Origin of the sequence: Micromonospora humi, assembly GCF_900090105.1 — a bacterium.
Classification (GTDB): Bacteria; Actinomycetota; Actinomycetes; order Mycobacteriales; family Micromonosporaceae; genus Micromonospora; species Micromonospora humi.
Genome location: NZ_FMDM01000006.1, coordinates 238,606 through 260,571 on the forward strand (window position 1 = coordinate 238,606; position 21,966 = coordinate 260,571).

At 74.0% G+C, this 21,966-nt stretch carries 20 protein-coding genes, 1 pseudogene and 1 riboswitch; of the genes and pseudogenes, 7 read left to right on the forward strand and 14 right to left on the reverse strand.

Features of this window, described 5'->3' with window-relative positions:
• Window positions 1-96: 96 nt before the first annotated feature.
• Both GA0070213_RS14230 and GA0070213_RS14235 read right to left on the reverse strand, forming a co-directional pair.
• Complete coding sequence (locus GA0070213_RS14230; protein ID WP_091062879.1) at window positions 97-1,353, reverse strand: MFS transporter; 1,257 nt, start codon at window positions 1,351-1,353, stop codon at window positions 97-99.
• A 42-nt stretch (window positions 1,354-1,395) separates the two neighbouring features.
• Window positions 1,396-1,977: an ArsR/SmtB family transcription factor gene (locus GA0070213_RS14235; protein ID WP_091062880.1), complete on the reverse strand. Its 582-nt coding sequence runs from the start codon at window positions 1,975-1,977 to the stop codon at window positions 1,396-1,398.
• A 533-nt stretch (window positions 1,978-2,510) separates the two neighbouring features.
• Here GA0070213_RS14235 and GA0070213_RS14240 point away from each other — a divergent pair.
• Window positions 2,511-4,556, forward strand: coding sequence for a HelD family protein (locus tag GA0070213_RS14240; protein WP_091062882.1), 2,046 nt, complete (start codon window positions 2,511-2,513; stop codon window positions 4,554-4,556).
• Between the two features lie 15 nt (window positions 4,557-4,571).
• Here the strand turns inward: GA0070213_RS14240 and GA0070213_RS14245 are convergent, their stop codons facing one another.
• The 4 genes from GA0070213_RS14245 to GA0070213_RS14260 are packed head-to-tail and all read right to left on the reverse strand — an operon-like array spanning window position 4,572 to window position 6,796.
• Window positions 4,572-5,171: a hypothetical protein gene (locus GA0070213_RS14245; protein ID WP_091062884.1), complete on the reverse strand. Its 600-nt coding sequence runs from the start codon at window positions 5,169-5,171 to the stop codon at window positions 4,572-4,574.
• Window positions 5,172-5,175: 4 nt separating this feature from the next.
• Window positions 5,176-5,529, reverse strand: a complete 354-nt coding sequence (locus tag GA0070213_RS14250) for a YbaB/EbfC family nucleoid-associated protein (protein ID WP_091062885.1) — start codon at window positions 5,527-5,529, stop codon at window positions 5,176-5,178.
• A gap of 9 nt (window positions 5,530-5,538) precedes the next feature.
• Window positions 5,539-6,465, reverse strand: coding sequence for a WXG100 family type VII secretion target (locus GA0070213_RS14255; protein WP_091062887.1), 927 nt, complete (start codon window positions 6,463-6,465; stop codon window positions 5,539-5,541).
• A gap of 10 nt (window positions 6,466-6,475) precedes the next feature.
• A complete protein-coding gene (locus tag GA0070213_RS14260) occupies window positions 6,476-6,796 on the reverse strand; it encodes a type VII secretion target (RefSeq protein WP_091062889.1) in 321 nt (106 codons plus the stop codon).
• Window positions 6,797-6,944: 148 nt separating this feature from the next.
• Here GA0070213_RS14260 and GA0070213_RS14265 point away from each other — a divergent pair, with 148 nt between their 5' ends.
• The 3 genes from GA0070213_RS14265 (at window position 6,945) to GA0070213_RS14275 (ending at window position 9,432) form a co-directional block, all read left to right on the forward strand.
• Entirely contained in the window at window positions 6,945-7,832 is an 888-nt protein-coding gene (locus GA0070213_RS14265; RefSeq protein ID WP_091062891.1) for an ABC transporter ATP-binding protein, read from the forward strand.
• A 9-nt stretch (window positions 7,833-7,841) separates the two neighbouring features.
• Entirely contained in the window at window positions 7,842-8,579 is a 738-nt protein-coding gene (locus GA0070213_RS14270) for an ABC transporter permease (RefSeq protein WP_091062892.1), read from the forward strand.
• 94 nt (window positions 8,580-8,673) lie between these two features.
• Complete coding sequence (locus GA0070213_RS14275; RefSeq protein WP_091062894.1) at window positions 8,674-9,432, forward strand: VOC family protein; 759 nt, start codon at window positions 8,674-8,676, stop codon at window positions 9,430-9,432.
• Window positions 9,433-9,515: 83 nt separating this feature from the next.
• Here GA0070213_RS14275 and GA0070213_RS14280 read toward each other — a convergent pair whose 3' ends face one another.
• From GA0070213_RS14280 to GA0070213_RS14295, 4 genes and pseudogenes are all read right to left on the reverse strand, one after another.
• A complete protein-coding gene (locus GA0070213_RS14280; protein WP_091062896.1) occupies window positions 9,516-10,295 on the reverse strand; it encodes an ABC transporter ATP-binding protein in 780 nt (259 codons plus the stop codon).
• Complete coding sequence (locus GA0070213_RS14285) at window positions 10,292-11,374, reverse strand: FecCD family ABC transporter permease (protein WP_091063216.1); 1,083 nt, start codon at window positions 11,372-11,374, stop codon at window positions 10,292-10,294. Before GA0070213_RS14285 ends, GA0070213_RS14280 begins: the two co-directional genes overlap by 4 nt.
• 68 nt (window positions 11,375-11,442) lie before the next feature.
• The gene (locus GA0070213_RS14290) at window positions 11,443-12,375 is read right to left on the reverse strand and encodes an ABC transporter substrate-binding protein (protein WP_091062898.1); all 933 of its coding nucleotides are present in this window, start codon (window positions 12,373-12,375) and stop codon (window positions 11,443-11,445) included.
• A 108-nt stretch (window positions 12,376-12,483) separates the two neighbouring features.
• Window positions 12,484-12,577, reverse strand: a riboswitch (cobalamin riboswitch).
• Window positions 12,578-12,698: 121 nt separating this feature from the next.
• A pseudogene (locus GA0070213_RS14295) lies at window positions 12,699-14,009 on the reverse strand (M14 family metallopeptidase); the annotation flags it as partial.
• A 205-nt stretch (window positions 14,010-14,214) separates the two neighbouring features.
• Between GA0070213_RS14295 and GA0070213_RS14300 the strand changes: the two are divergent.
• The gene (locus tag GA0070213_RS14300; protein WP_091062902.1) at window positions 14,215-15,555 is read left to right on the forward strand and encodes a C39 family peptidase; all 1,341 of its coding nucleotides are present in this window, start codon (window positions 14,215-14,217) and stop codon (window positions 15,553-15,555) included.
• Window positions 15,556-15,603: 48 nt separating this feature from the next.
• On the opposite strand, the gene GA0070213_RS14305 is transcribed toward GA0070213_RS14300, so the two are convergent.
• Genes GA0070213_RS14305 through mqnE form a run of 4 tightly spaced genes read right to left on the reverse strand, consistent with a single transcriptional unit; the run spans window position 15,604 to window position 18,044 of the window.
• Window positions 15,604-16,083: a hypothetical protein gene (locus tag GA0070213_RS14305; protein WP_091062904.1), complete on the reverse strand. Its 480-nt coding sequence runs from the start codon at window positions 16,081-16,083 to the stop codon at window positions 15,604-15,606.
• Window positions 16,084-16,132: 49 nt separating this feature from the next.
• Window positions 16,133-16,411, reverse strand: coding sequence for a DUF4229 domain-containing protein (locus GA0070213_RS14310; RefSeq protein ID WP_091062906.1), 279 nt, complete (start codon window positions 16,409-16,411; stop codon window positions 16,133-16,135).
• Window positions 16,412-16,437: 26 nt separating this feature from the next.
• Entirely contained in the window at window positions 16,438-16,866 is a 429-nt protein-coding gene (locus GA0070213_RS14315) for a hypothetical protein (protein ID WP_091062908.1), read from the reverse strand.
• A gap of 8 nt (window positions 16,867-16,874) precedes the next feature.
• A complete protein-coding gene (gene mqnE / locus GA0070213_RS14320; protein WP_091062911.1) occupies window positions 16,875-18,044 on the reverse strand; it encodes an aminofutalosine synthase MqnE in 1,170 nt (389 codons plus the stop codon).
• Between the two features lie 230 nt (window positions 18,045-18,274).
• Between mqnE and GA0070213_RS14325 the strand changes: the two genes are divergently transcribed.
• Window positions 18,275-19,897 carry a C40 family peptidase gene (locus GA0070213_RS14325; RefSeq protein ID WP_175441337.1) on the forward strand — a complete coding sequence of 541 codons (1,623 nt, stop codon included), beginning with the start codon at window positions 18,275-18,277 and terminating at the stop codon, window positions 19,895-19,897.
• A 109-nt stretch (window positions 19,898-20,006) separates the two neighbouring features.
• A complete protein-coding gene (locus GA0070213_RS32195; protein ID WP_245716386.1) occupies window positions 20,007-21,920 on the forward strand; it encodes a hypothetical protein in 1,914 nt (637 codons plus the stop codon).
• The last annotated feature ends 46 nt before the right edge of the window (window positions 21,921-21,966 follow it).

Here is a 21,966-nt window from a genome sequence, read left to right on the forward strand (position 1 = left end):
TCCCCGCCCCGCAGGGAGCCCCCGGAGTGGCCCATCCCGCACCGGGTGGAAGGAGGGGGCCCCGCTTAACGCATTCGGTAGAGGAGGGGGCCCCTCCTAACCGCTCATCCCGGCGACCGGCGCCGCGGCGGGTGCCGGCGCGACGGCGGCGCGCTCGGCGCGTACCGCGCGGCGGACCGGCCAGGCCAGCGCCGCCACGACCAGCAGGCCGACCACGCCGCAGCCGGCGACCAGCGGTCGGGGCTCGGCCACCTCCAGCAACAGGCCGCCGACCAGGTAGCCGGCCATCCCGCCGCCCTGCACCGCCGCGCCGAAGACCGCGAACGCCCGGCCTCGGGCCGCGTCGGGCACCCGGCGGGCCAGCAACAGGTTGCCGAAGACGTTGTTGCCGCCGTTGGCCACGCCACCGAGCAGCCAGATCGGCACGAGGATCCAGGCCGACGGCACCGCCGCCGAGACGAGCACCGCCAGGCAGCAGCCGCCGAGCAGCACCAGCCCGGCGCCGAGCAGCGCGCCGTCGTCCGCGAGCCGACGGGCCACCCGGGCGAACAGCCAGGCACCGAGCACGATGCCGAGCGTCCAGGAGCCGGTGACCAGGCCGTACACGGTGGTGGAGCTGTGCAGGGTCTCCCGGATGAAGAAGACCTCGATCACGTTGATCGCCCCGACCGCGCCGACCACCGCGGCCACGCTGCCGACCATGACCAGCAGCAACGGGTCGCGCCGCAGCCGCCAGACCGGGGCGGCGGCCGCGGCGACGCCGGCCGCCGCCGTGGCCCGGCCACCCCGTCGGGTACGGATGAGCAGCGCGGCGAGGACCAGCGCGAGGTAGCTGACCGCGTCGACGAGCAGCGGCACCCGGGTGCCGTACTGCCCGACGAGCAGGCCGGCCAGCGCGGGCCCGGCCAGCGCGCCCAGCGTGCCGGCGGTCTGGTTGAGCGCACCGGCCCGGGGCAGGTCCTCGGCCCGCACCATCGCCGGCACCAGCGCGGCGAGCACCGGCTGGGTGATCGCGAGCCCGGTCGCCAGCAACGCCACCAGCGCGACGACCAGGACGGGGTCCCTCGCGTAGGCCAGCGCCACGCAGATCGCGGCTTGGGCCAGGCCGGTGCCGACCAGCAGCACCCGGCTGTCCACCCGGTCGGCCAGCCGCCCGGTCAGCGGGGCGAGCGCGACCAGCGGCAGCGTCGCGGCGAGCAGCAGCCCGGAGACGGCGAGGCCGCCCGCCCCGGCGGACTGGAGCGCCAGGGTCAGCGCGGTGGCGGCCAGGAAGTCGCCACAGCTGGAGAGACCCCGGGCGGTGGTGGCGAGCCAGACGTCCGACCAACGCGACGAGCCAGGTGTGAAGGACATACTTCGAAAATAATCCTTCACACCTGGCGTACGCAACCCGTCTCAGTCGATGGGCATCGCCCGGTACTGCACCGCCACCTTGCGCGCGCCCGCCGGCGGATCGGTCCGGACCCGCTGCCGGTACGGCGACGTCAACGCCCGGACCGCCTCGTTCAGCTCGGCCAACTCCTCGGCGGTCAACAGCAGCACGCTGTCGCTGAACCAGGTCGCGTCGTACCACTCGTGCGGCTCGTCCGGCACGCGGCGCATCCAGTCCCGAACCCGCTGCGCGTCCCGGACCAGGTGCGCCTCCACCAGCGCCGCCTCGGCGGCGTGCGTCTCCAGGTCGGCGTCCGGCCCGGCCGCGACGGAGTATGAGGCGTTCACCGCCTGCCACACCCGCTCCCGCGCGTCCCCCCGCCCGGCCGCCTCCCGCACCAGGCCGAACTTCGCCAACTCGCGCAGGTGGTAGCTGGTGGCGCTCGGCGAGAGGCCGGCGATCTCGGCGCACTCGGTGGCGGTCGCACCACTCTCCCCCGCGCTGAGGTGTTCCATGATCGCCATGCGGGCGGGATGGGCCAGCGCCCGCATCACCTGCGGGTCGCTGATGGTCACCCGATGCTGTTCCGGACGCGCCTCGGTCATGCCCCCATGATTCCGCCTCGACGGGCGCGGGACGCGAGAGGTGGCCCCGCGACGTCGTCGTCGCCAGGCGGTCGACCCGCTTCGCCGACGGAAGCAGTGACAGCGGGTGACGATCCGCCGCAGGCGGACCACCGACGTCCGCTCCCTTTGCTCTGCAGCCATGGGCGCAGCACACACGCACCGTCACGACCAAGGTCCGAGCCGGATCGGACCGAAAATCCGTCGTAGCAGCTCAAGCCGGTGATGCGCCGATGGCTGCAGAGCAAAGGCGCCGCGGGGCAGGGCCCGGCTTCGGAGCACGCCGACACCGTCGGTGACAACTCGTCCGACTACCAAGGGTGACGAGCGCGCGTCGACGGCCGATGCGCCCTCCGGCCGTAATAGGGGCGCGCCCACGCGGAGCGGTTCCGTATAGTGGTTGACCGCCCGACGGCCGCGGTGAGCACGCACCGCAGCGGACGTCCCCGCGCCGGGAGCAGGCCAACCGCCCCGGACACGCGAGCGAGCATCATGTTGAGCCTTGGGAGTTCACAGTGCCCGCACCGAGACTGGAAGACGCCACGACCCTGGACGGCGAGCTCCTCGCCGAGCGCACCCACCTGGACACCTCCCGCGCCGCGCTGAGCCGGATGCGGGAGCGCGCCGAGTCGCTCTTCGCCACCGGCGACAAGGTGGCCGGCGACGCCTACACCGCCGAGCAGCTCGGCCGACACATGGCCCGGCGGGTCAAGGAGCTGGCCGACGACCCGACCACCCCGCTCTTCTTCGGCCGGCTGGACTTCGGCGAGACCGATCCGGACCACGCCGGGCGGGACTACCACGTCGGGCGGCGACACGTCACCGACGAGCTGGGCGAGCCGTTGGTGCTGGACTGGCGGGCCCCGGTCTCCCGGTCGTTCTACCGGGCCAGTGCCCGCGACCCGCAGGGCGTCGCGGTGCGCCGCCGGTTCGGGTTCAGCTCCGGCGTGCTGACCAGCTTCGAGGACGAGCACCTCGACCGGGGCGAGGAACTCGGCACGGCCAGCCGGATCCTCACCGCCGAGATCGAACGCCCCCGCGTCGGCCCGATGCGGGACATCGTCGCCACCATCCAGCCCGAGCAGGACGAGCTGGTCCGGGCCGACCTGGCCGACTCGATCTGCGTCCAGGGCGCGCCGGGCACCGGCAAGACGGCGGTCGGGCTGCACCGCGCCGCCTACCTGCTCTACCTGCACCGGGAGCGGCTGCGCCGGTCGGGCGTGCTGATCGTCGGGCCGAACCGCGCGTTCCTGTCGTACATCGCCGCGGTGCTGCCGGCGCTCGGCGAGGTCGAGGTCGAGCAGGCGACGGTGGAGGACCTGGTCGCCCGGGTGCCGGTCCGGGCCGTCGACGAGCCGGCCGCCGCCGCGCTCAAGCACGACATCCGGATGGCGGAGGTGCTGCGCCGCGCCGTCGACGCCCACATCGGTACGCCGTCCGAACCGATCATGGTGTCGGACGGCTCGTTCCGCTGGCGGATCGGCCTCGACCCGCTGCACCGGGTGGTCGCCGAGACCCGCGCGGAAGGGCTGCCGTACGCCACCGGCCGGGACCGGGTCCGGGCCCGGGTGGTGGGGCTGCTGCAACGCCAGGCCGAGGCCCGCCGCGCCGAGTCGCCGTCCGACGCCTGGCTGCGCCGGATGAGCCGGATCAAGCCGGTCACCGAACTGCTCGACACGGTCTGGCCGGCGCTCACCCCGGACGGCCTGGTGCACCTCCTGCGCACCGACGCCGACGCGCTCGCGACGGCGGCCGACGGGCTGCTCACCGTCGAGGAACAGGAGCTGTTCCGGGCCGGCAAGGTCGGGCGTACCCCGAAGGCGACCCGCTGGACCGCCGCGGACGCCGTCCTGATCGACGAGGTCGCCGGGCTGCTGGAACGGGCCGGCGGCTTCGGTCACGTGGTGGTCGACGAGGCACAGGACCTCTCTCCGATGCAGTGCCGGGCCATCGCCCGCCGCAGCGAGCACGGCTCGATCACGCTCCTCGGCGACCTGGCCCAGGGCACCTCTCCGTGGGCGGCCACCGACTGGCACGAGTCCCTGACCCACCTGGGCAAGCCGGACGCCGCGGTGGTGCCGCTGAGCGTCGGCTTCCGGGTGCCGGCCGCCGTGGTGGCGTTCGCGAACCGGCTGCTGCCCGCGCTCGCCGTCGACGTGCCGGCGGCGCGGTCGTTGCGCCACGACGGGTCACTCGACGTGCGTACCGCCGAGGACCTGACGGCCGCGACGGTGGCCGAGGTGCGGGCGGCGCTGGCGTACGACGGCTCGGTCGGGGTGATCGCGGCCGACGACGCGGTGGACCGGCTCCGCGCGGCGCTCGCCGACGCGGGCGTGGCGACCGCGACCGTCGACGACGTCGAGGCCGCGGCGCGGGTCACGGTGGTGCCGGCGACGCTGGTCAAGGGCCTGGAGTACGACCACGTGGTGGTCGTCGAGCCGGCCGCGATCGTGGCCGCCGAGCCGCGCGGCCTGCACCGCCTCTACGTGGTGCTGACCCGGGCGGTCTCCCGGCTGGCGGTGCTGCACCGCGACCCGCTACCCGCGCCGCTGGCCGCCTGACCGGCCCGGCGTCGGTCAGGCCGCGAGCGCGGCGGCGACGGCGCGCAGCGGTGCGCCCGACTCGGCGATCGGCACGGTGAAGGCGAGCCAGGACCCGTCGGTGAAGTCGATCCGGAGCCGCTTCGGGTTGAGCCGGTGCCAGCCGACCCGGGCGGACGCGACGTCCGCCCGGGACGCCGACCAGATCACCTCGGTCTCGGCCAGCGCCCGCTCCTCGGCCTCGCGCCCGGCGAGCAACGTGACGCCGCCGGTGCGACAGACCAGCAGCCGCCGGTCGGTCACCGCGAGCAGGGTCTCCCGGACCTTGAGGTCGGGCCCGGGCGGATTCAGCGCCCGGTGCAGCCGGGACGCGGCCGAACCGGGCGCGCCGCGACCGGCGATTCCCCAGCCGACCAGGTCGACGAAACGGTCGCCGCGCTCCCAGGTGGCCAACGGCAGGAGCACGTTCAGCAGCACCGAGCCGACGGTCCGCCGGCCCGGCCCGGCGGCCGGCGCCGGCTCGGGCGGCGGTGGCGGGGTGAGGCCGCCGCCGACGTCGGTCTTGGCCTGGGCCAGCACCCGCTCCCCCGGCTCGACGAGCCGGCCGATCGCCTCGCGGTATCTGGACTCGTCCATCGGCTCAGTATCGGTCGTGGCCGTAGCCGTCGTCGGCACGGCGCTCCGCGGCCGGGGCGTTGCCCATCACCTCGCCGACGATCTCGCGCACCCGGGCGGCGGCGGCCTCCTGGGCCCGGTTGGCCGCGGCGGTGAACTCCTCGGCCAGCGTGTAGGAGTCGAACCGCATGGCCCGCGCGTTGATCTCGGTGGAGAGGATCTTGCCGTCGGCGGCGGCCACGACGGTGACCAGGCCGGAGTCGCTCGCGCCCTCGGCGCTGCTCTGCTCCAGCTCGGCCATCCGCGCGCCGAGCTCACGCTGCCACCCGTCCAGGTTGCGGGCCAGCGCCTCGATCCGGTCCAGGGCCGGGAACGTCATGGCTGCCTCTCAGTTCACGATCGAGTCGAACACGTTCTGCACGCCCCTGGTGTAGGGGCCGAGATCCTCGCGGTAGGTGCCGTCCACCAGGTAGTTGCGGTCCTTGTGGCCGTCGGAGACGTCGCGCAGGCCGACGCCGGTGTCGAGCAGCGCCCCACCGATGCCCGGGATGTTCACCGGGGACGCCTGGTTGATGGCGAACTTCCCGGGGAACAGGATGGCGGTCCGTTTCATCTTGAACGCAAACGCCTCCTTCGTGTAGCCGGACTTGTTCCACGCCTTGTACGCCTTCTTGGCCTTGCGCAGCTCCATCACCAGCTTGCGGTAGCGGGTGAGCAGCTCGGCGACCTTCTCCAGCTTGGTGACCAGCTTGGTGAGGATCTCCGCGAACCGCGCCACGATCTTGACCATGCGACCGACCGTGGTGGCCAGCCGGGCCAACACCCGCACCACGGTGGCCGCCAGGGTCACGCCGGCACTGAGCGCGGCCGCCACCGCCGCGATGATCACCTCGGTCAGGAACCAGAGCAGGAACTCCAGGATCAGCTCGACCAGCAGGTTGAACGCGTCGACCGCCGCGTTCGCGGCGTCGACGAGCACCTCCTTGGTGCCGTCCAGCCCCTTGGCCAGCTCCTCGATCGCCTCCTCGACGGACTCCATCGAGGCGTGGAACTTCTCCGCCGCGTCGCCGTCCCAGGCGCCGCGCAGCCGGGCCCGGTCGGCGACCTGGTCGCCGGCGATCTGCCGGACCGCCTCGCCGGTGGTCAGCGCCAGTTGAGCGGCCTGCATCAGGTCGTCCGGCTCACCGGCGACCAGTTCCAGCAACTGCTCGAACGGCCACAGCACCGCGTTGGAGAGCGGCTTGAACGGGTCGGGCGTGCCCGACACGATCTGCTCGAAGTAGGTCTTGTTGCGCTGGAGCGCCTCGGTGCTCATCGGTGCCCCCTCAGGCGCCCGGCGTGAACATGTCGGTGGTCGCCACGTCGGTGCCGGTGTAGGCGTCGGCGGTGTCGGTCATCCCCTCGGCGATGTCGGCCATCACCTCCGCGCCCTCCTCCAGCCCCTGCAGGCAGGCCTCGAACTGCTCCGCGTACGCGGCGGCGAGGCTGAACGACGCGGGCATCACGCCGAAGGAGTGCCGGGCCACGTGCCCGTCGCGGAACACCCGGTGCAGCTCGCGGAAGCGGGTGGCCCGGTCCCGCGAGGCGGCGGCGAACGCCGTCAACGCCTCCGGCTGGACGTCGAGATTCCTGCTCGGACTGGTCACGGACCCTCCCCAGTGTCCGGTCGGAAACTTCCGCCGTCGTCGACGGCGTCCACAGACTAGGTGATGCGCGCACCCCGGCAGGGGGCGGTGCGAGTGGCGACGGCACGGTAGACAGGGGAGGAACACCCCGCCTGCCCGAGGAGCCATCATGATCCTGGCCTGCGCCGAACAGGTCAGCCGCCGCTACGGCGAGGTGCTGGCCCTGGACCGGGTCGACCTGACCGTCCGGGCCGGGGAACTGGTCGGCCTGCTCGGCCCGAACGGCGCCGGCAAGAGCACGCTGATGAACCTGCTGGTGGGGCTGCGCCGCCCGACCGCCGGCCGGGTCGAGCTGCTCGGCGGCGACCCACGCGACCCGGCCAGCCGGCGGCAGCTCGGGGTGACCCCGCAGGAGACCGGGCTGCCCGGCACGCTGCGCGTCGGTGAGGTGGTCGACTTCGTCTCCGCCCACTATCCCGACCCGGTGCCCCGGGGCGAGCTGCTCGACCGGTTCGGCCTCACCGACCAGGTCCGCCGGCAGACCGGCGGCCTCTCCGGCGGGCAACGCCGCCGGCTCGCGGTGGCACTGGCCTTCGTCGGCCGGCCCCGGCTGGTGCTGCTCGACGAACCCACCACCGGGCTGGACGTGGAGGCCCGGCACGCGCTCTGGGAGTCGATCCGCGGCTTCCACGCCGAGGGCGGCACGGTGCTGCTGAGCAGCCACTACCTGGAAGAGGTGGAAGCGCTGGCCCAGCGGGTCGTGGTGATCGGCCACGGTCGGGTGCTCGCCGACGACTCGGTGGCGGCGATCCGCGGCATCGTCGGCGTGCGCCGGGTCAGCCTGGTCGCCGACGACCTGCCGGCGCTGCCCGGGGTGGTCGCCACCGAACGCGTGGACGGGCGGTTCCAGCTGCTCACCACCGACGCCGACCAGCTCGTCCGAGACCTGGTCGCCACCGGGGTCACGTTCCGCGATCTGGAGGTGCGCCCCACCTCGCTGGAGGAGGCGTTCCTCGCCATCACGGCCGGCGACCGCCCCGCGCCCACGCCCGCCTAGGAGACCGCCGTGCCGCTCGCCCTCGTCCACGCCCGCTACCAACTCCTGGAGATCGTCCGGATCCCGGTGGCGGTGGTCGGCAGCGCGTTCTTCCCCGCCGCCGCGATGCTCTTCTTCGTGGTGCCGTTCGCCGGCGACGACCCCGCCGGCGCCACCTACGCCACCGCCGCGATGGTGACGTTCGCGACCATGAGCGCCAACATCTTCCAGTACGGCGTGGGCGTCGCCGAGGATCGCGACCAGCCCTGGAACCCGTACACCCGGACCCTGCCGGCCGGGCCGGCGCCCCGGCTGGCCGGGCGGATCCTGGCCGGCCTGGTGCTGACGTACCTGTCGATGGTGCCGGTGGTGGTGATCGCCGCGGTGGCCACCGCGGCCCGGGTGACCCCGGCGCGGTTCCTGCTCGGGCTCGTCGCGGTCGCCGTGATCTCGGTGCCGTTCACCCTGCTCGGCCTCGCGATCGGCTATTCGCTGCCGAGCAAGGCGGCGATCGTGGTGGCGCAGGTGCTCTTCTTCCCGCTGGCGTTCGGCGGCGGCCTGCTCTCCGGGCCGGACAACGCGCCCGGTTTCGTCAAGGTGATCGCCCCCTACCTGCCGACCCGGGGCGCGGTGGAGCTGATGTGGGCGGCGGTCGCGGGCTGGCAGCCCGACCCGAAGGCACTGGTCATGCTGGTGGTCTGGGTGCTGGTGCTCGCCGGCGTCGCCGGCTGGGCCTACCGGCGGGACGAGGGACGCCGCTTCACCTGACCTTTTGTCCGGTTCTGGCCCGGTGGCCGACCCGGCGGTGCCACGATGCCGGCAGGGCGGGCCAGCGGGGCCGCTCCCGGCGAGAGGGGTCACCGTGAACGGCGTCGAGCCCGGCACACCCTGCTGGACCGACCTGGCCACCCCCGGCCTGGAGGACGCGAAACGGTTCTATCCGCAGCTCTTCGGCTGGACCGGCCGGGTCTCCACCGTGCCGGACGCCGGCGGCTACACCGTCTTCTGCAAGGACGGCAGGGCCGTCGCCGGGGCGGGCCCGCCGGCCACGCCGGACCAGGTGCCGATCTGGTCCACGTACGTGGCGACCGACGACGCCGACCTGGTCGCCACCCGGGTGGAGGCGGCGGGAGGGCAGGTGCTGGTGTCGCCGTTCGACGTCAGCGGGCAGGGGCGGATGGCCGTGCTCGCCGACCCGGCCGGCGCGGTGTTCAGCGTCTGGCAGCCGATGGCGATGCGCGGGGCGGAACTGTTCAACGCACCCGGCGCGATGTGCTGGAACGAGCTGGTCACCCCCGACCCGGAGGGGGCGCGGGAGTTCTACGCGCTGGTCTTCGGCTGGCACGCCGAGGAACGGCCGACCGGGTCGGTCCCCTACGTCGGGTGGCGCTGCGGCGCGCGCATCGTCGCCGGCATGCTGCCCGCGGCCGAGCCGCTGCCGGCGGACCTGCCGGCGTACTGGACGGTCTACTTCGCGGTGGAGGACGCCGACGCCACCGCGGCGCGGGCCGCCGAGCTGGGCGGGACCGTCCTCGTGCCGCCCCGCGACAACCCGGCCGGACGCTCGGCGGCCCTCCGCGACCCCCAGGGCGCCCTCTTCTCCGTCTCCACCCTCCGCTGAGGTGTAAGGAGGGGCCCCCTGTTAACGCATTCGGTAGAGGCGGGGGCCCCTCTTAACACCACCTGTTAAAAGGGGGCCCCGCCTTACACCCGGCGGAGGGGGACCACGTGCGGGCCGTGCGGGCCGGGGATCACCCGGACGTGCGCCCGGTAGTGGCGGGCCAGCAACTCCTCGGTGAGCACCTCGGCGGGCGGGCCGGCGGCGGCCACCCGGCCGTCGGCGAGCAGCACCAGGCGGTCCGCGTACTCGCCGGCGATGGAGAGATCGTGCATGGTGGCGAGCACGGTCAGCTCGTGCTCGCGGCGGAGCTGGTCGACCAGCTCCAGCACCTCCTGCTGGTGCCCGATGTCCAGCGCGCTGGTCGGCTCGTCGAGCAGCAGCAGGGTGGCGCCCTGGGCCAGCGCCCGGGCCAGGAACACCCGCTGCCGCTCCCCGCCGGAGAGGGTGGCCAGCTCGCGGCGGCCGAACCCGCCCAGGTCGAGCCGGTCCAGCACCTCGTGCACGGCGGCCACGTCGGCGGCGGACTCCCGGCCCAGCGGCGGCATGTAGGGGGTGCGTCCCAGCAGGACGTAGTCGAAGACCGCCATGCCGGCCGGCACCACCGGCGACTGCGCCACGGTGGCCACCACCCGGGCCCGGTCGCGGCGGCGCAGCGCGCGGATCGGCGTACCGAAGAGGGAGACGGCGTCCGGCGCGGGCAGCAGGCCGCCGACGGCGCGCAGCAGGGTGGACTTGCCGGCGCCGTTGGGGCCGATGACGGTCACCCACTCGCCGACCGCGACGGTCAGGTCGACGCCGGCCAGGACCGGGCTGCCGCCCAGCTCCACCCGCAGGCCCCGGACGTCGACGGCGGGGGCGCTCACGCCCGCATCCCGCGGGCGGTACGCAGGATCAGCACGAAGAACGGGCCGCCGAGCAGCGCGGTGACCACCCCGATGGGGATCTCGGCGGGGGCCGCGGCGGTCCGGGCGACCACGTCGGTCAGCGCCAGGAACGCGCCGCCGAAGAGCATCGACAGCGGCAGGATCACCCGGTGGCTGGAGCCGGCGAGCAGCCGGACGGTGTGCGGCACGATGATGCCGACGAAGCCGATCAGGCCGGAGGCGGAGACCGCGGCGGCGGTGCCCAGCGAGGCGGCGGCGATCAGCAGGTAGCGGGAGCGCTGCGGGTGCAGCCCGAGGCTGGTGGCCTCGTCGTCGCCGAGGGCGAGCACGTCCAGCTCGCGCCGGTGTGCCAGCACCACCACGGCGGTGAGCAGGAAGTAGGGCAGGACCAGCAGCACGTCGTGCCAGCCGGCGGTGGAGAGCCGGCCGAGCAGCCAGGAGTAGACCTGCTGGAGGCTGTCGGAGTGGGTCTGCAACAGGTAGGTCTGGCCGGCGGCGAGGAACGCCGACACCGCCACCCCGGCCAGGATCAGCGTGGCCGGTGACCGGTCCCGGCCGCCGGCGGCGCCGAGCAGGTACGTCATCGCGACCGCGCCGAGCGAACCGACGAACGCGGCGAGCGGGATGGTGACCGGCAGCCCGGTGAGCGCCCCGCCGGCGCCGGCGCCCAGCACGATCGCGGCGGTGACCGCGAGCCCCGCCCCGGCGGCGACGCCGAGCAGGTACGGGTCGGCCAGCGGGTTGCGGAAGACGCCCTGGTAGCAGCCACCGGCCAGGGCGAGCAGCGCGCCGACGAGCAGGCCGAGCACCACCCGGGGCAGCCGCAGCTCGGTGACGATGGCGATCTCCCGCTCGGTGAGCCCGCTGTCCAGGTGCACCCCGGGCAGCAGGTTGAGCAGTTCGGCCGCGACGCTGCCGGGCGGCAGGCTGACCGGGCCGAACGAGACGCCGGCCACCAGCGCGACCAGCACCGCCACCAGGCCGGCGAGCAGCCAGCGGGTGCGCAGCCCGGCGGGGCGGGCCGGGGCGTCGGCGCGGGCCGGGCCGCGGCGGGGCAGCCGGCCGGCCGGCCGGGACGCGTCGGGCGTCCCGGCCGGCACGGGGTCCACCGGTCGTACGGTCACGGTCAGGCCGGGACCTTGGCGGTGGCGTCGACGATCGTCCGGAGCAGGTCGACCACGCGCGGACCCCAGCGCGAGGCGATGTCGTCGTCCAGCGCCACGACCTGGTTGTTCTTCACCGCGGTGACGCCGCCCCAGCCGCTGCGCGCCTTGACCGTGTCCGCGCTCTGCTGGCAGCACTTGGTGTCGGCCAGGAAGACGAAGTCGGGGTCGGCCTTGACGATGACCTCCTGGGAGAGCTGCGGGTAGCCGCCGCTCTTGCCGCCGGCGTCGGCCGGGTCGGCGATGTTCTCCAGCCCGGCGAGCGCGTAGATGGTGCCGATGAAGGTCTTGCTCGTCGCGGTGTACAGCTCCGGGCCCAGCTCGTGGTAGTAGGTGAGCTTCTCGGCGCGCTTGGGCAGGTCCTTGGTGAGCGCCGTGATGTCGTCCTTCATCTTGCCCACCACGGCGTCCGCCTCGGCCGGGTGGCCGGTGAGCTTGCCCAGGTCGGTGAGCTGCCGGTAGGTGTCGTCGAGCGTGGCCGCGGCCGGGGCGAGCAGGACCGGGATCTTCAGCGCGACGAGTTGGCTGGCGATCTTGTTGGTGTCGTTGGCGATCACCACCAGGTCGGGGCTCTTCGCGGCGATGGCCTCGGCGTTCGGCTGATAGCCGGAGAGGTCGCTCTTCGGCGCGTCCGCGGGGAAGTTCGACTGGTCGTCGACGGCGGTGACCTGCTTGCCGGCGCCGATGGCGAAGAGCATCTCGGTCGAGGTCGGCGACAGCGAGACGATCTTCTCGGGGCGCTTCTCCAGCGTCAGGTTGCCCACGCTGGCGGGGAACGAGCCTCCGGACGCGCCGGCGGCGGGGGTGTCGGGCGAGGTCTTCTCGGCGCAGCCGCCGAGGAGCAGCACGCCGGCCGCGAGCGCGGCGGCGAAGAGCCGAGGGGTACGTGGGGTCATCGATCCTCCTGTCGGTCGAGGAGCGTGGTGCTTCGCCGACAGGTGGATAGGCCCCGTCCGCGAGGCGCCCTTCCTCGAGAGCGCGTGTCGCGACCGGGCCGCAGGCGACCTGGCTCGTCCCACGTCCGTCGGCGCCGGCGGGAGGCCGACGCCGCGCGTACGGGGCATCACAGTTGCGGGACAGCGCCGGTTTCACACCGGCTTCGCTGTGGCACGGTCGGTGCCACCGTAGCGCACGACCAGCGGAGATCGCCCGGACGGGAGGGTGGGTGGGGACCCCGGCGGGGGTGGAACCGGGGTCCCCACCCGTGGTGGGAGGTCTAGCAGTACTGGCTCTGCTTGCCGATCGCCCGGTACGGGCAGTCGGCGTACTCGGACAGCGTGAGCACGGCGTCCCGGTTGCGCGAGGTCTGCGCCGGGATCACCTCGTCGGGCGGGTAGAAGCCGCCGCCGGAGGCCGAGCCGGGGTACATCTCGAAGGTGTACGCCCAGATCTTGTGGGTGCCCCACATCCAGTCGATGCTGGTGCCGTCGGCGATGTAGAGGTCACTGGACTGTTCGGGTGTGTAGCCGTTGGTGGCCGCCATCTGCTGGCCGATGGTGGCGAACGTGTTGTACTGGTCGGCGGTCATCCCGGTCGCGGTGTTGCTGTACGTGTAGCCGTACGGCCAGAGCACCAGCTGGGAATAGGTGTGGAAGTCGATGTTCGCCTTGATCTGCTGCACCCCGCCGACGACCCGGCTGTTGACGAAGGTGCGCAGCGCGGCGGTCTCCGGGGCGGAGAAGGCGGACGGGCCGCGGTAGGTCTCCGACGACTTCGTGCCGGACGAGCCGCCGCAGCAGCCCCACTGGTAGCTCCAGTTGCGGTTCAGGTCGGTGCCGACGTAGGTGGAGCCGCTGTTGGGTTGCCGGTTCTTCCGCCAGGAGCGGTAGGAGCCGGTGGCGATGTCGTACTCGCTGCCGTCGGGGTTGACCGTCGGCACGATCCAGATCTCCCGGGAGTTGACGATGTTGGTGATCCGGGAGTCGCTGCCGTAGTTGTCGGTGAAGAGGTTGAGCAGGTAGATCGCCATCTCGACGGTCAGGTGCTCGCGGGCGTGCTGCTGCGCGTTGAACAGGATCTCCGGCTCGTTCTCGTCGGTGCCGACGTTGTCGGAGATCTTCACGGCCATCAGGTCCCGGCCCTGGTAGGACGTGCCGATGCTGAGCTTGCGGGCGATCGAGGGGTGGTCGGCGACGACCTTGTTCACCACCGTGGTCAGCTCGGCGTAGTCGTGGTAGTTCGAGTCGGCGGGTGGGAAGGCGTAGGCGGTGGCGCCGCCGGCGGGCGCCGGGGCGACGTCCTTCTCCAGCCGGAAGCCGAGCCGGTTGATGGCGGCGGCCTCGGCGGTGGTCGCCGTGACGTGCAGCACACCGTGTTCGGAGTAGTCGATCGCGGCGCCGGTGCGGGCGACCGCGCTGCGGTCGGCGACGGTCCGTGGGCCGAGCACCCGGTAGGCGACGGCGGCCGGCTCACCGGCCCGGTCCGGGGTGGGGCGGGCGCCGGCCGGGCCGGCGGCGCCGACGACGAGGGTCAGGCCGACGGCGGCGACGAGCGCCAGCCGCCGGCGGGTCGGGAGCGTGCGGAGGGCCATGGACAACCTCCTCGGGGTACGGGAGATCCCGTTGTCCGCACACTTCACCAGGAGTCACATGGTCATATCAACATTCGTCTTTCTCCGGATCCATCCCGACCGGATCCTCACGTCGGCAATCATTTTCCATGCCTGAACCTCTGGCGAAACTTCCCGCCAAGCGCGACAGTGAACGGCAACGATGCCGTTTCCCCGTGGAGCTGCCATGTTCGGAAGACGCCTGCGTACGGTCGCCCTCGCCGGTCTGACCGCGCTCACCCTCCTCGGCACCACCGCACCCGCCCAGGCGCACGGCCCCCGGCCGGGCGTCACGCACGACGAACACATCACCTTCCAGGAGTTCTCCCGCTACCCCGACTGGCGCGGCGGCTCGCACCAGGGCACCCGCGCCCTCCCGGGCCGGCACCCCGCGCTGACCATCGGCCGGCCGGCCGGCACCACCGCGTTCACCGACGAGCACACCGGCACCACCCGCACCTGGGAGTACGCCACCTGGACCTCGCCCGAGCGGCGGATCGGATTCGACGCCACCGAACTGGTCGCGTCCTGGAACGCCAGCACCCCCGCCGGCACCTGGATCCAGATCGAGCTGAACGGCACCTACACCACCGGGCAGCACACCCCCTGGTACGTCATGGGCCGCTGGGCCTCCGGTGACCAGGACATCAAGCGGTCCACCCTGGACGGCCAGGGCGACCCCTTCTCCAGCATCTGGACCGACACGTTCTCCATCGACGACGCGGCGGCCGGGGTGCTGCTGCGCTCGTACCAGCTCCGGCTGACGCTCTACCGCGCACCCGGCCAGGCCGCCGCACCGCAGGTGCGGATGCTCGGCGCGATGGCCTCGAACGTGCCGGACCGGTTCACCGTCACGCCCAGCCGGGGCCACATCGCCTGGGGCACCGAGCTGGCCGTCCCCCGCTACTCCCAGAACGTCCACATCGGCGAGTACCCCGAGTACGACGGCGGCGGTGAGGCCTGGTGCTCCCCCACCTCCACCGAGATGGTGGTCGAGTACTGGGGCCGCAAGCCCTCGGCCGAGGACACCGCCTGGGTCGACCCCGCCTACGCCGACCCGACCGTCGACCACGCCGCCCGGATGACCTACGACCACGAGTACGACGGCGCCGGCAACTGGCCGTTCAACACCGCGTACGCGGCCGGCTTCCCGGGCCTGGAGGCGCGCGTCACCCGACTGCACTCGCTGGACGAGGCGGAACGGTTCGTCAAGGCCGGCATCCCGGTGGTCACGTCGCAGTCGTTCCTGGCCGAGGAGTTGGACGGGGCCAACTACGGCACCTCCGGGCACCTGTTCGTGATCGTCGGCTTCACCGCCGACGGTGACGTGATCGTCAACGACCCCGCGTCGTCGTCGAACGACGCGGTCCGCAACGTCTACAAGCGCGAGCAGTTCGAGCAGATCTGGCTGCGGACCAAGCGGTACCGGGCCAACGGCACGGTCGCCTCCGGCTCCGGCGGCATCGCGTACCTCATCAAGCCGACCGACCGGCGGTGGCCGGTGGTCCCGGGCTCGACCAACTGGTGACCGGCCCGGGCCCGGCGCGCGGTCCGCGCCGGGCCCGGACCTGCGGAGCTACCGGGACGGGGCGAACGAGACGGGCGGGGCCACGGGCTTCGCCCGTCGACCGCGCACCTTCCGGACGATGATCACCACCCAGGCCACCAGCGCCGCCACGCCGGCCAGGGTCAGCCCGGTCACCAACAGCCAGGTGGACCCGCCGGTGGTGGAGAAGACGCCGGCCCGCGCCCCGGTGTCCCGGGCCGGTGCGGTGCCGCCCACGGCGAGACCGTCCGGCGCGTCGTAGAGGATGACGTCGGCGCGCCGGCCACCACCCTGGTCGGCGGCGAAGGTGCCGCGCCACTCGCAGTTGCGCCGGCCGCAGTCCTCGTGCACCGCGGTGAACGTGCCCGCCGTGCCGCCGCCGTTCTTCGCCTGCCAGGTGGGGACGAGGTCGGTGGCACCCATCATCAGCCCGATGGCCGCGATGACCGGCAGGCCGAACCAGACGAACACCTTGGTCCGCCATCCGTCGATCTTGTTCAGGAAACTCACGGCGGGTGACCCTAGCGGCCGGGACGACCACCCGCTGCCCCGTGTCGGGTCAGCCCTCCCGGAGCTCGCCCTCCGGCCCGCCCTGGTCGTCACCGGCCAGCGCGGACCGCAGCCGGTCCTTCTCCGCGCGCCGCCGCTCCGACGCCTCGGCCATCTCCCCGGCCATCTCGTCCCGCCAGCCCTTGAGCAGGAAGAACGACAGCGCGGCGGAGGCGACCAGCGCCAGCATCAGCCGGAGGAACATGTTCATCTCGACGAACCAGAGGGCCGCCAGCACACCGACGAACAGCCCGACCCGGCCCAGCGTGTACTTGACCGCCGCGCTCATGCCCGAATTCCCACTTTCTCCGCGCCTCAGCCCGTACGCCGGGCCAGCCAGTGCACGCCATGAAACCAGATGACCGCGTAGACCACGGTGAACACCGCCGCGGCCAGCGCGCCGGTGAACAGCGGCGGCAGCCCCGCGGCCAGGCCGGCCGCCAGCAACCCGGCCAGGACCCCGACCCCGATGCCGACCAGCGCGGCCAGCACCCGGGCGGCGCCGAACTCCCAGGCCCGGAAGTCGTCCCAGAACAGCCAGAGCGGCAGGATCACCGCCAGCCAGCCGTTGGTCCGCCCGAACCCCCCGGCGCCCACGGCGGCGAACGCCCACTCGAAGAGCAGCAGCGCCAGCACCCCGATCACCAGCCCGGCGAGCGTCACGCCGAGCAGGTCACCCAGGGTGAGGATGCGCCCCTCGGCGTCCCGCCGAGGGAAGGCGCGCGGCTGCTCCTCGGTGCCCATCGCCGTGCTCAGGCCCAGACCTGCTGCGGCTCGGAGCGGCGGTCGGCCATCGACGGCGCGGCGTCGTACTCGCGGACGGTCTCGTAGCGGGTGTTCCGCTCCACCGGGCGGAAGCCGGCGTCCCAGATCAGGTGGAGCAGGTCGTCGCGGTGCATCGTGTTCGGCGTGCCGTACGAGTCGGCGTCGTGAGTGATCTTGTATTCCACGACCGAGCCGTCCAGGTCGTCCACGCCGAAGTTGAGCGACAGCTGAGCCACCGAGAGCCCGTGCATGACCCAGAAGCACTTCACGTGCGGCACGTTGTCGAACAGCAGCCGGGACACCGCGAACGTCTTGAGCGACTCGGCCGGCGAGGCCATCGTGGTGCGGGCCTGGATCCGGTTACGGACCTTGCCGTCCGCCGAGTCGACGAAGTCGTGCTGGTAGCGCAGCGGGATGAAGACCTGGAAGCCACCGGTCTCGTCCTGCAGCTCGCGCAGCCGCAGCACGTGGTCGACCCGGTGCCGGGGCTCCTCGATGTGGCCGTAGAGCATGGTCGCCGGCGTCTTCATGCCCTTCGAGTGGGCCAGCGCGTGGATCCGCGACCAGTCCTCCCAGTGGCAGGCGTGGTCGACGATGTGCTGCCGGACCTCCCAGTCGAAGATCTCCGCGCCGCCCCCGGTCAGCGACTCCAGCCCGGCGTCCATCAGCTCGTCGAGGATCGCGTCGGCGGAGAGCCCGCTGATCTTCTCGAACCACTGCACCTCGGTCGCGGTGAACGCCTTGAGGTTGACCTTCGGCAGCGCGGCCTTCAGCTCGCGCAGCACCTTGGGGTAGTAGCGCCAGGGCAGCGTCGGGTGCAGGCCGTTGACGATGTGCAGCTCGGTGAGCTGCTCGTCCTCCATCTCCTTGGCCTTGCGGACCGCCTCGTCGATCCGCATCGTGTAGGCGTCCTTCTCACCCGGCTTGCGCTGGAACGAGCAGTACGCGCACGACGCGGAACAGACGTTGGTCAGGTTGAGGTGCCGGTTGACGTTGAACATCACCCGGTCGCCGTTGAGCTCGGTGCGCTTGTGGTGAGCCAGCCGGCCCAGCCAGGTCAGGTCGTCGCTCGCATAGAGCGCGATGCCGTCCTCGCGGGTCAGCCGCTCCCCCGCGTAGACCTTCGCTTCGAGCTCGCGCTTGAGTCCGGCGTCCATCCGAAAGCCACGTCCTTCCACCTGGGGTCCCGATCGAGCGTACGTCGCTCCTCGGACGGACCGCCGACGCGGTCGACCGCAGCGACCCAGTTCACCGCCCGTCACCCTCCGCACATCGACATCGCTGCGCCGGTGAGGTAAGACAAGAGTGGGGCGGAACACACACCAGGGCCGTCCTGTCTCCACACGCCCACGACGCGTGGCGCGCACCAGACCGGACGGGGAGCGGAATGGTCGACAGCACCAAGGCCCGACGGCGACGAGGCCGGTCACCGGTGATCTCACCGGTGCTGCGCCCCGCGCTCTGGTCCGCCCTGCTCGGGGCGGTCGCGGCCGCGGCGCTCGCCACCCCCGCCTGGGCCGATCCGCTGCCCGACACCATCCCCAGCGCCGGCTCCCGACCGCAGGTCACCGGTCCTCTCCAGCTCCCCACCGGGGCGGGCGCCGTTCCCGGCACCACGATCCCCGGGGCCACCGGCCCGGGCCGCACGGCGGGCGCGCCGGGCGCGACGACCGCCAACCCGGCCGACGGCCCGCTGATCGCGCAGATCAACCAGGTCGACGCCCGGGTCGCCCAGCTCGGCGACGAGTTGCTGCGGATCAAGGGCGAGCGGGACGCGGCCCAGGCCGAGCTGACCACGGCCACCGCCCGCCTCACCGAGGCGCAGGCCGCCCTCGTCCGGGCCCGGGAGAACGCCAAGAGCGCCGCCGCCGACGCGGTCAAGGCCGACGCCGCGCTGCCGCCCGGCGAGTTCGGCACCAGCCTGCGCCAGTTCAGCGACCTCCAGCGGATCACCCGGGGCGACAAGGCCGAGGGCGCCCGCACCTCGGTGACCGGCGAGTTGCTCCGCGCCACCGACGACGAGCGGGTCGCCCGCGAGGCGCACGCCTCGGTCCAGCGGCGGGTCACCGAGAAGACCGCGGAGTTCACCCGCGTCGAGACCGACCTGCACAAGCAGGAGGCGGCGCTGCTCAAGCTGCGCCGGGACAACGCCGCCAGGTTGCTCGTCATCGAGCGCCGGGAGGACGCCGCCGAGCAGCAGCGCGGCAACCCGTACGTCGTCAACCAGAGCATCAACGGCCTGGTCGCCGACCCCCGGGCGCTCGACGCCGTGCGCTACGCCCTGGCCCAGCTCGGCGACCCCTACCTCTGGGCGGCGGAGGGACCGGACCGGTTCGACTGCTCGGGCCTGATGCTCGCCTCCTACCAGGCCGCCGGCTACCGGGGCCTGCCGCGGGTCTCCCGGGATCAATACTTCGCGACCCGGTCCCGCACCGTCAGCCCGAACGCGCTGCTCCCGGGCGACCTGCTCTTCTTCGCCTCGAGCAGCAGCTGGACCAGCATCCACCACGTGGCCATGTACGTCGGCAACGGCAAGATGGTCGAGGCGCCCCGCACCGGCGACGTGGTGAAGATCTCCGTGGTCCGCTGGTCCCGGCTCTACGCCGCGACCCGCGTGGTCGGCGCCGTGCCGGCCCCGGCCACGCCCGTGCCGGCCCCGACGGTGCCGGCCAACCCGCCCACGTCGAAGCCGACGCCGAAACCGACACCGAAGCCGACGAAGACCGGCACGCCGAAGCCGACGGGCACCCCGAAGCCGACGCCGACCGGGTCCAGCCCGACGCCCACGCCGTCGACGAGCACCACGCCGCCGACGGCGCCGAGCCCGTCCGAGTCGCCGAGCCCGTCGCCGAGCCGCACCGCCACCGCCGAGCCGAGCACGACCTCGGCGAAGCCGACCGAGAGCGCCGCCGCGCCGTCGAGCAGCGCGGCGAAGCCGACCGAGAGCGCGGCGAAGCCGACCGAGAGCGCGGCCGGCAGCAACTCCGCGAGCCCGACCAGCGCCGGCTGACCCAACCGTCCGCTCCGACTGTGTTCCCGGGCCGGAATGTGGCACGGTGAGATCCAGGCACTTCCGGCCGGCGCCACGGTCGGGGGCGAGCGTGGGTGCGGAGGGCGAGATGGGCGAGCACGAGGTTCCGGCGGAGACGGTCCACCCGGGATCCACGTCCGACCCCGCCGGTGACGCCGACGAGCGCCCGGCGGCGCCGGTGGCCGTGGCCCGGGCGCGGGCCCGGGTCAGCGTGGCCGGTTCGGCCGTGCCGCCGCCGGCGGGCGGGGAACGCCCCGGGCCGCCGGCCACCGCCACCACCTACCGGGCGGGCGCTCCGGCGGAGACCGCACCGCCGCTCGACCGACGCCGCCCCGGAGCGACCGTTCCGCCGTCCAGCTGGTCTGCGTTCGCGGCTGCCGAGCGCCCGGCCCCGGCCGAGGACACCGACCGCCCGCCGCACGACGCCGTCCCGGCCGCCGGTCCGACGCCCGACCCCGCGCCGGCCGCCGCCCCGGAGACGCCCTCCGCCGCCCGGGGCGCCGACGACCCGGCGGCCCGCCCCACCCACGACGCCGCCCTCCCGACGCCCGCCTCGGCACCGGCCGTCCCGGGCACCGCCGGACCGGACACGGCCGGACCGGACACGGCCGGACCGGGCACCGCCGGACCGGGCACCGCCGGACCGGGCACCGCCGGACCGGGCACCGCCGGATCGGACACCGCCGGACCGGACACCGCCGGATCGGCCCCGGCCACATCGAGTCCGGCCACCCCGAACCCCGCCGTTCCGAGCCTCGCCACGCCGAGTTCGGCCACGCCGAGCGCGACCGACCCGAACCCCGCCGGCCCGAGCGCGACCACTCCGAGCACGGCCGGCCCGAGCACCGCGGGGTCAGGCCTCGCCGCGCCGACGTCCGCCCCGCCGGCCCTCGCCTCCGCGTCCACCGGCGACGCCGCCGACCCGCCGGCCACCACCCCCGGCGGCGCCGGGGAGGCCGCGACCGGCGACGGCTCGGCCGTCGTCGCGCCGACGCCGCGGATCTCCGGGTCCGCCCAGGTGCCCGCGCAGCGGGCGCCGGATGATCCGTCGGCAGGCGAGGCCGCCCGGGACGACAGGTTCGCCGGGCGGGCCACCACCACGCCGCGCACCGAGCCCGCGGCCCGGGCCAGCGCGTCGGTGCCGGGCCTGAGCCGGGTGTCCGCCGACGAGGTCGCGGTCTCGGTGGCAGCCGCTCCCGCCGCCGCGAAGGTCTACCGGGCCGGCCCGGTCAACCCGGAGCCGCCGGAGCCCGCCCAACCACCGGAGCCGGCGCAGCCGCCGACCCCGCACGGTCCCGAGCCCGAGCCGGCACCGACCCCGGTCCCCGGTCCGACGCCCCCGTCGCCCGCCCCGCCCGTTCCCGAGCCGGAGCCGCCGCTCCGCCCGACCCCACCGGTGCCCAGCCCGCCGCTGCCCACGCCGTCCCCGGCACCCGGGCCGAACCCGCCCGGGCCGATCCCGCCGGTGCCCGGGCCGCCCGCGCCGCCACCGGGACCGCTGGTGCCCCCGCCGCCCGCGCCGCCGGGTCCGATGCCCGCGCCGCCGTTCCCGCCGCCGCCCGCGATGTCCGGCGCCACCGGGGCGCCGCCGGCCTGGGCCGGCACGTACGCTCCCCAGCCGCCGGCCACGCCCGCGCCGGCGGTGGTGCCGGCGCCGGCGCTGCCGACCTGGCCGCCGCCGGCCACTCCGGCCCGGGGCGCCGAGGCCACCCGTCCGGTACGCCCGCAGCCCGGCGGTCAGGACCTGGCCGGAACCGCGTACGGCGGCACCGAGGGCCCCGGCTTCGCCACCGTCTCGTTCCCGCAGGGCAGCCCGACGGAGAACTCCGGTTCGCTGACCGGTCACATCCTGGCCCAGGGCTGGTCCGAGGACGCCCCGACCGCCCGGGCCAGCAACACCAAGGTCATCATCGTGCTGGGTGTCGCGCTGACGGTGTTGATCGCCATCAGTCTGCTCGTGGTCTTCCTGGCCAACGACGCGTTGAGCGGGCTGACGGGGTGAGCCCGCCCACTACGGCCGCGCGGTGCGGTGGCCGTGTCGGCGGATC

Bases quoted from the DNA above. Each gene is read 5' to 3' on its own strand.
- GA0070213_RS14230 (WP_091062879.1), bottom strand. From the start codon at position 1,353: ATGTCCTTCACACCTGGCTCGTCGCGTTGGTCGGACGTCTGGCTCGCC.
- GA0070213_RS14235 (WP_091062880.1), bottom strand. From the start codon at position 1,977: ATGACCGAGGCGCGTCCGGAACAGCATCGGGTGACCATCAGCGACCCG.
- GA0070213_RS14245 (WP_091062884.1), bottom strand. From the start codon at position 5,171: ATGGACGAGTCCAGATACCGCGAGGCGATCGGCCGGCTCGTCGAGCCG.
- GA0070213_RS14250 (WP_091062885.1), bottom strand. From the start codon at position 5,529: ATGACGTTCCCGGCCCTGGACCGGATCGAGGCGCTGGCCCGCAACCTG.
- GA0070213_RS14255 (WP_091062887.1), bottom strand. From the start codon at position 6,465: ATGAGCACCGAGGCGCTCCAGCGCAACAAGACCTACTTCGAGCAGATC.
- GA0070213_RS14265 (WP_091062891.1), top strand. From the start codon at position 6,945: ATGATCCTGGCCTGCGCCGAACAGGTCAGCCGCCGCTACGGCGAGGTG.
- GA0070213_RS14290 (WP_091062898.1), bottom strand. From the start codon at position 12,375: ATGACCCCACGTACCCCTCGGCTCTTCGCCGCCGCGCTCGCGGCCGGC.
- GA0070213_RS14300 (WP_091062902.1), top strand. From the start codon at position 14,215: ATGTTCGGAAGACGCCTGCGTACGGTCGCCCTCGCCGGTCTGACCGCG.
- GA0070213_RS14310 (WP_091062906.1), bottom strand. From the start codon at position 16,411: ATGAGCGCGGCGGTCAAGTACACGCTGGGCCGGGTCGGGCTGTTCGTC.
- GA0070213_RS14315 (WP_091062908.1), bottom strand. From the start codon at position 16,866: ATGGGCACCGAGGAGCAGCCGCGCGCCTTCCCTCGGCGGGACGCCGAG.
- mqnE (WP_091062911.1), bottom strand. From the start codon at position 18,044: ATGGACGCCGGACTCAAGCGCGAGCTCGAAGCGAAGGTCTACGCGGGG.
- GA0070213_RS14325 (WP_175441337.1), top strand. From the start codon at position 18,275: ATGGTCGACAGCACCAAGGCCCGACGGCGACGAGGCCGGTCACCGGTG.
- GA0070213_RS32195 (WP_245716386.1), top strand. From the start codon at position 20,007: ATGGGCGAGCACGAGGTTCCGGCGGAGACGGTCCACCCGGGATCCACG.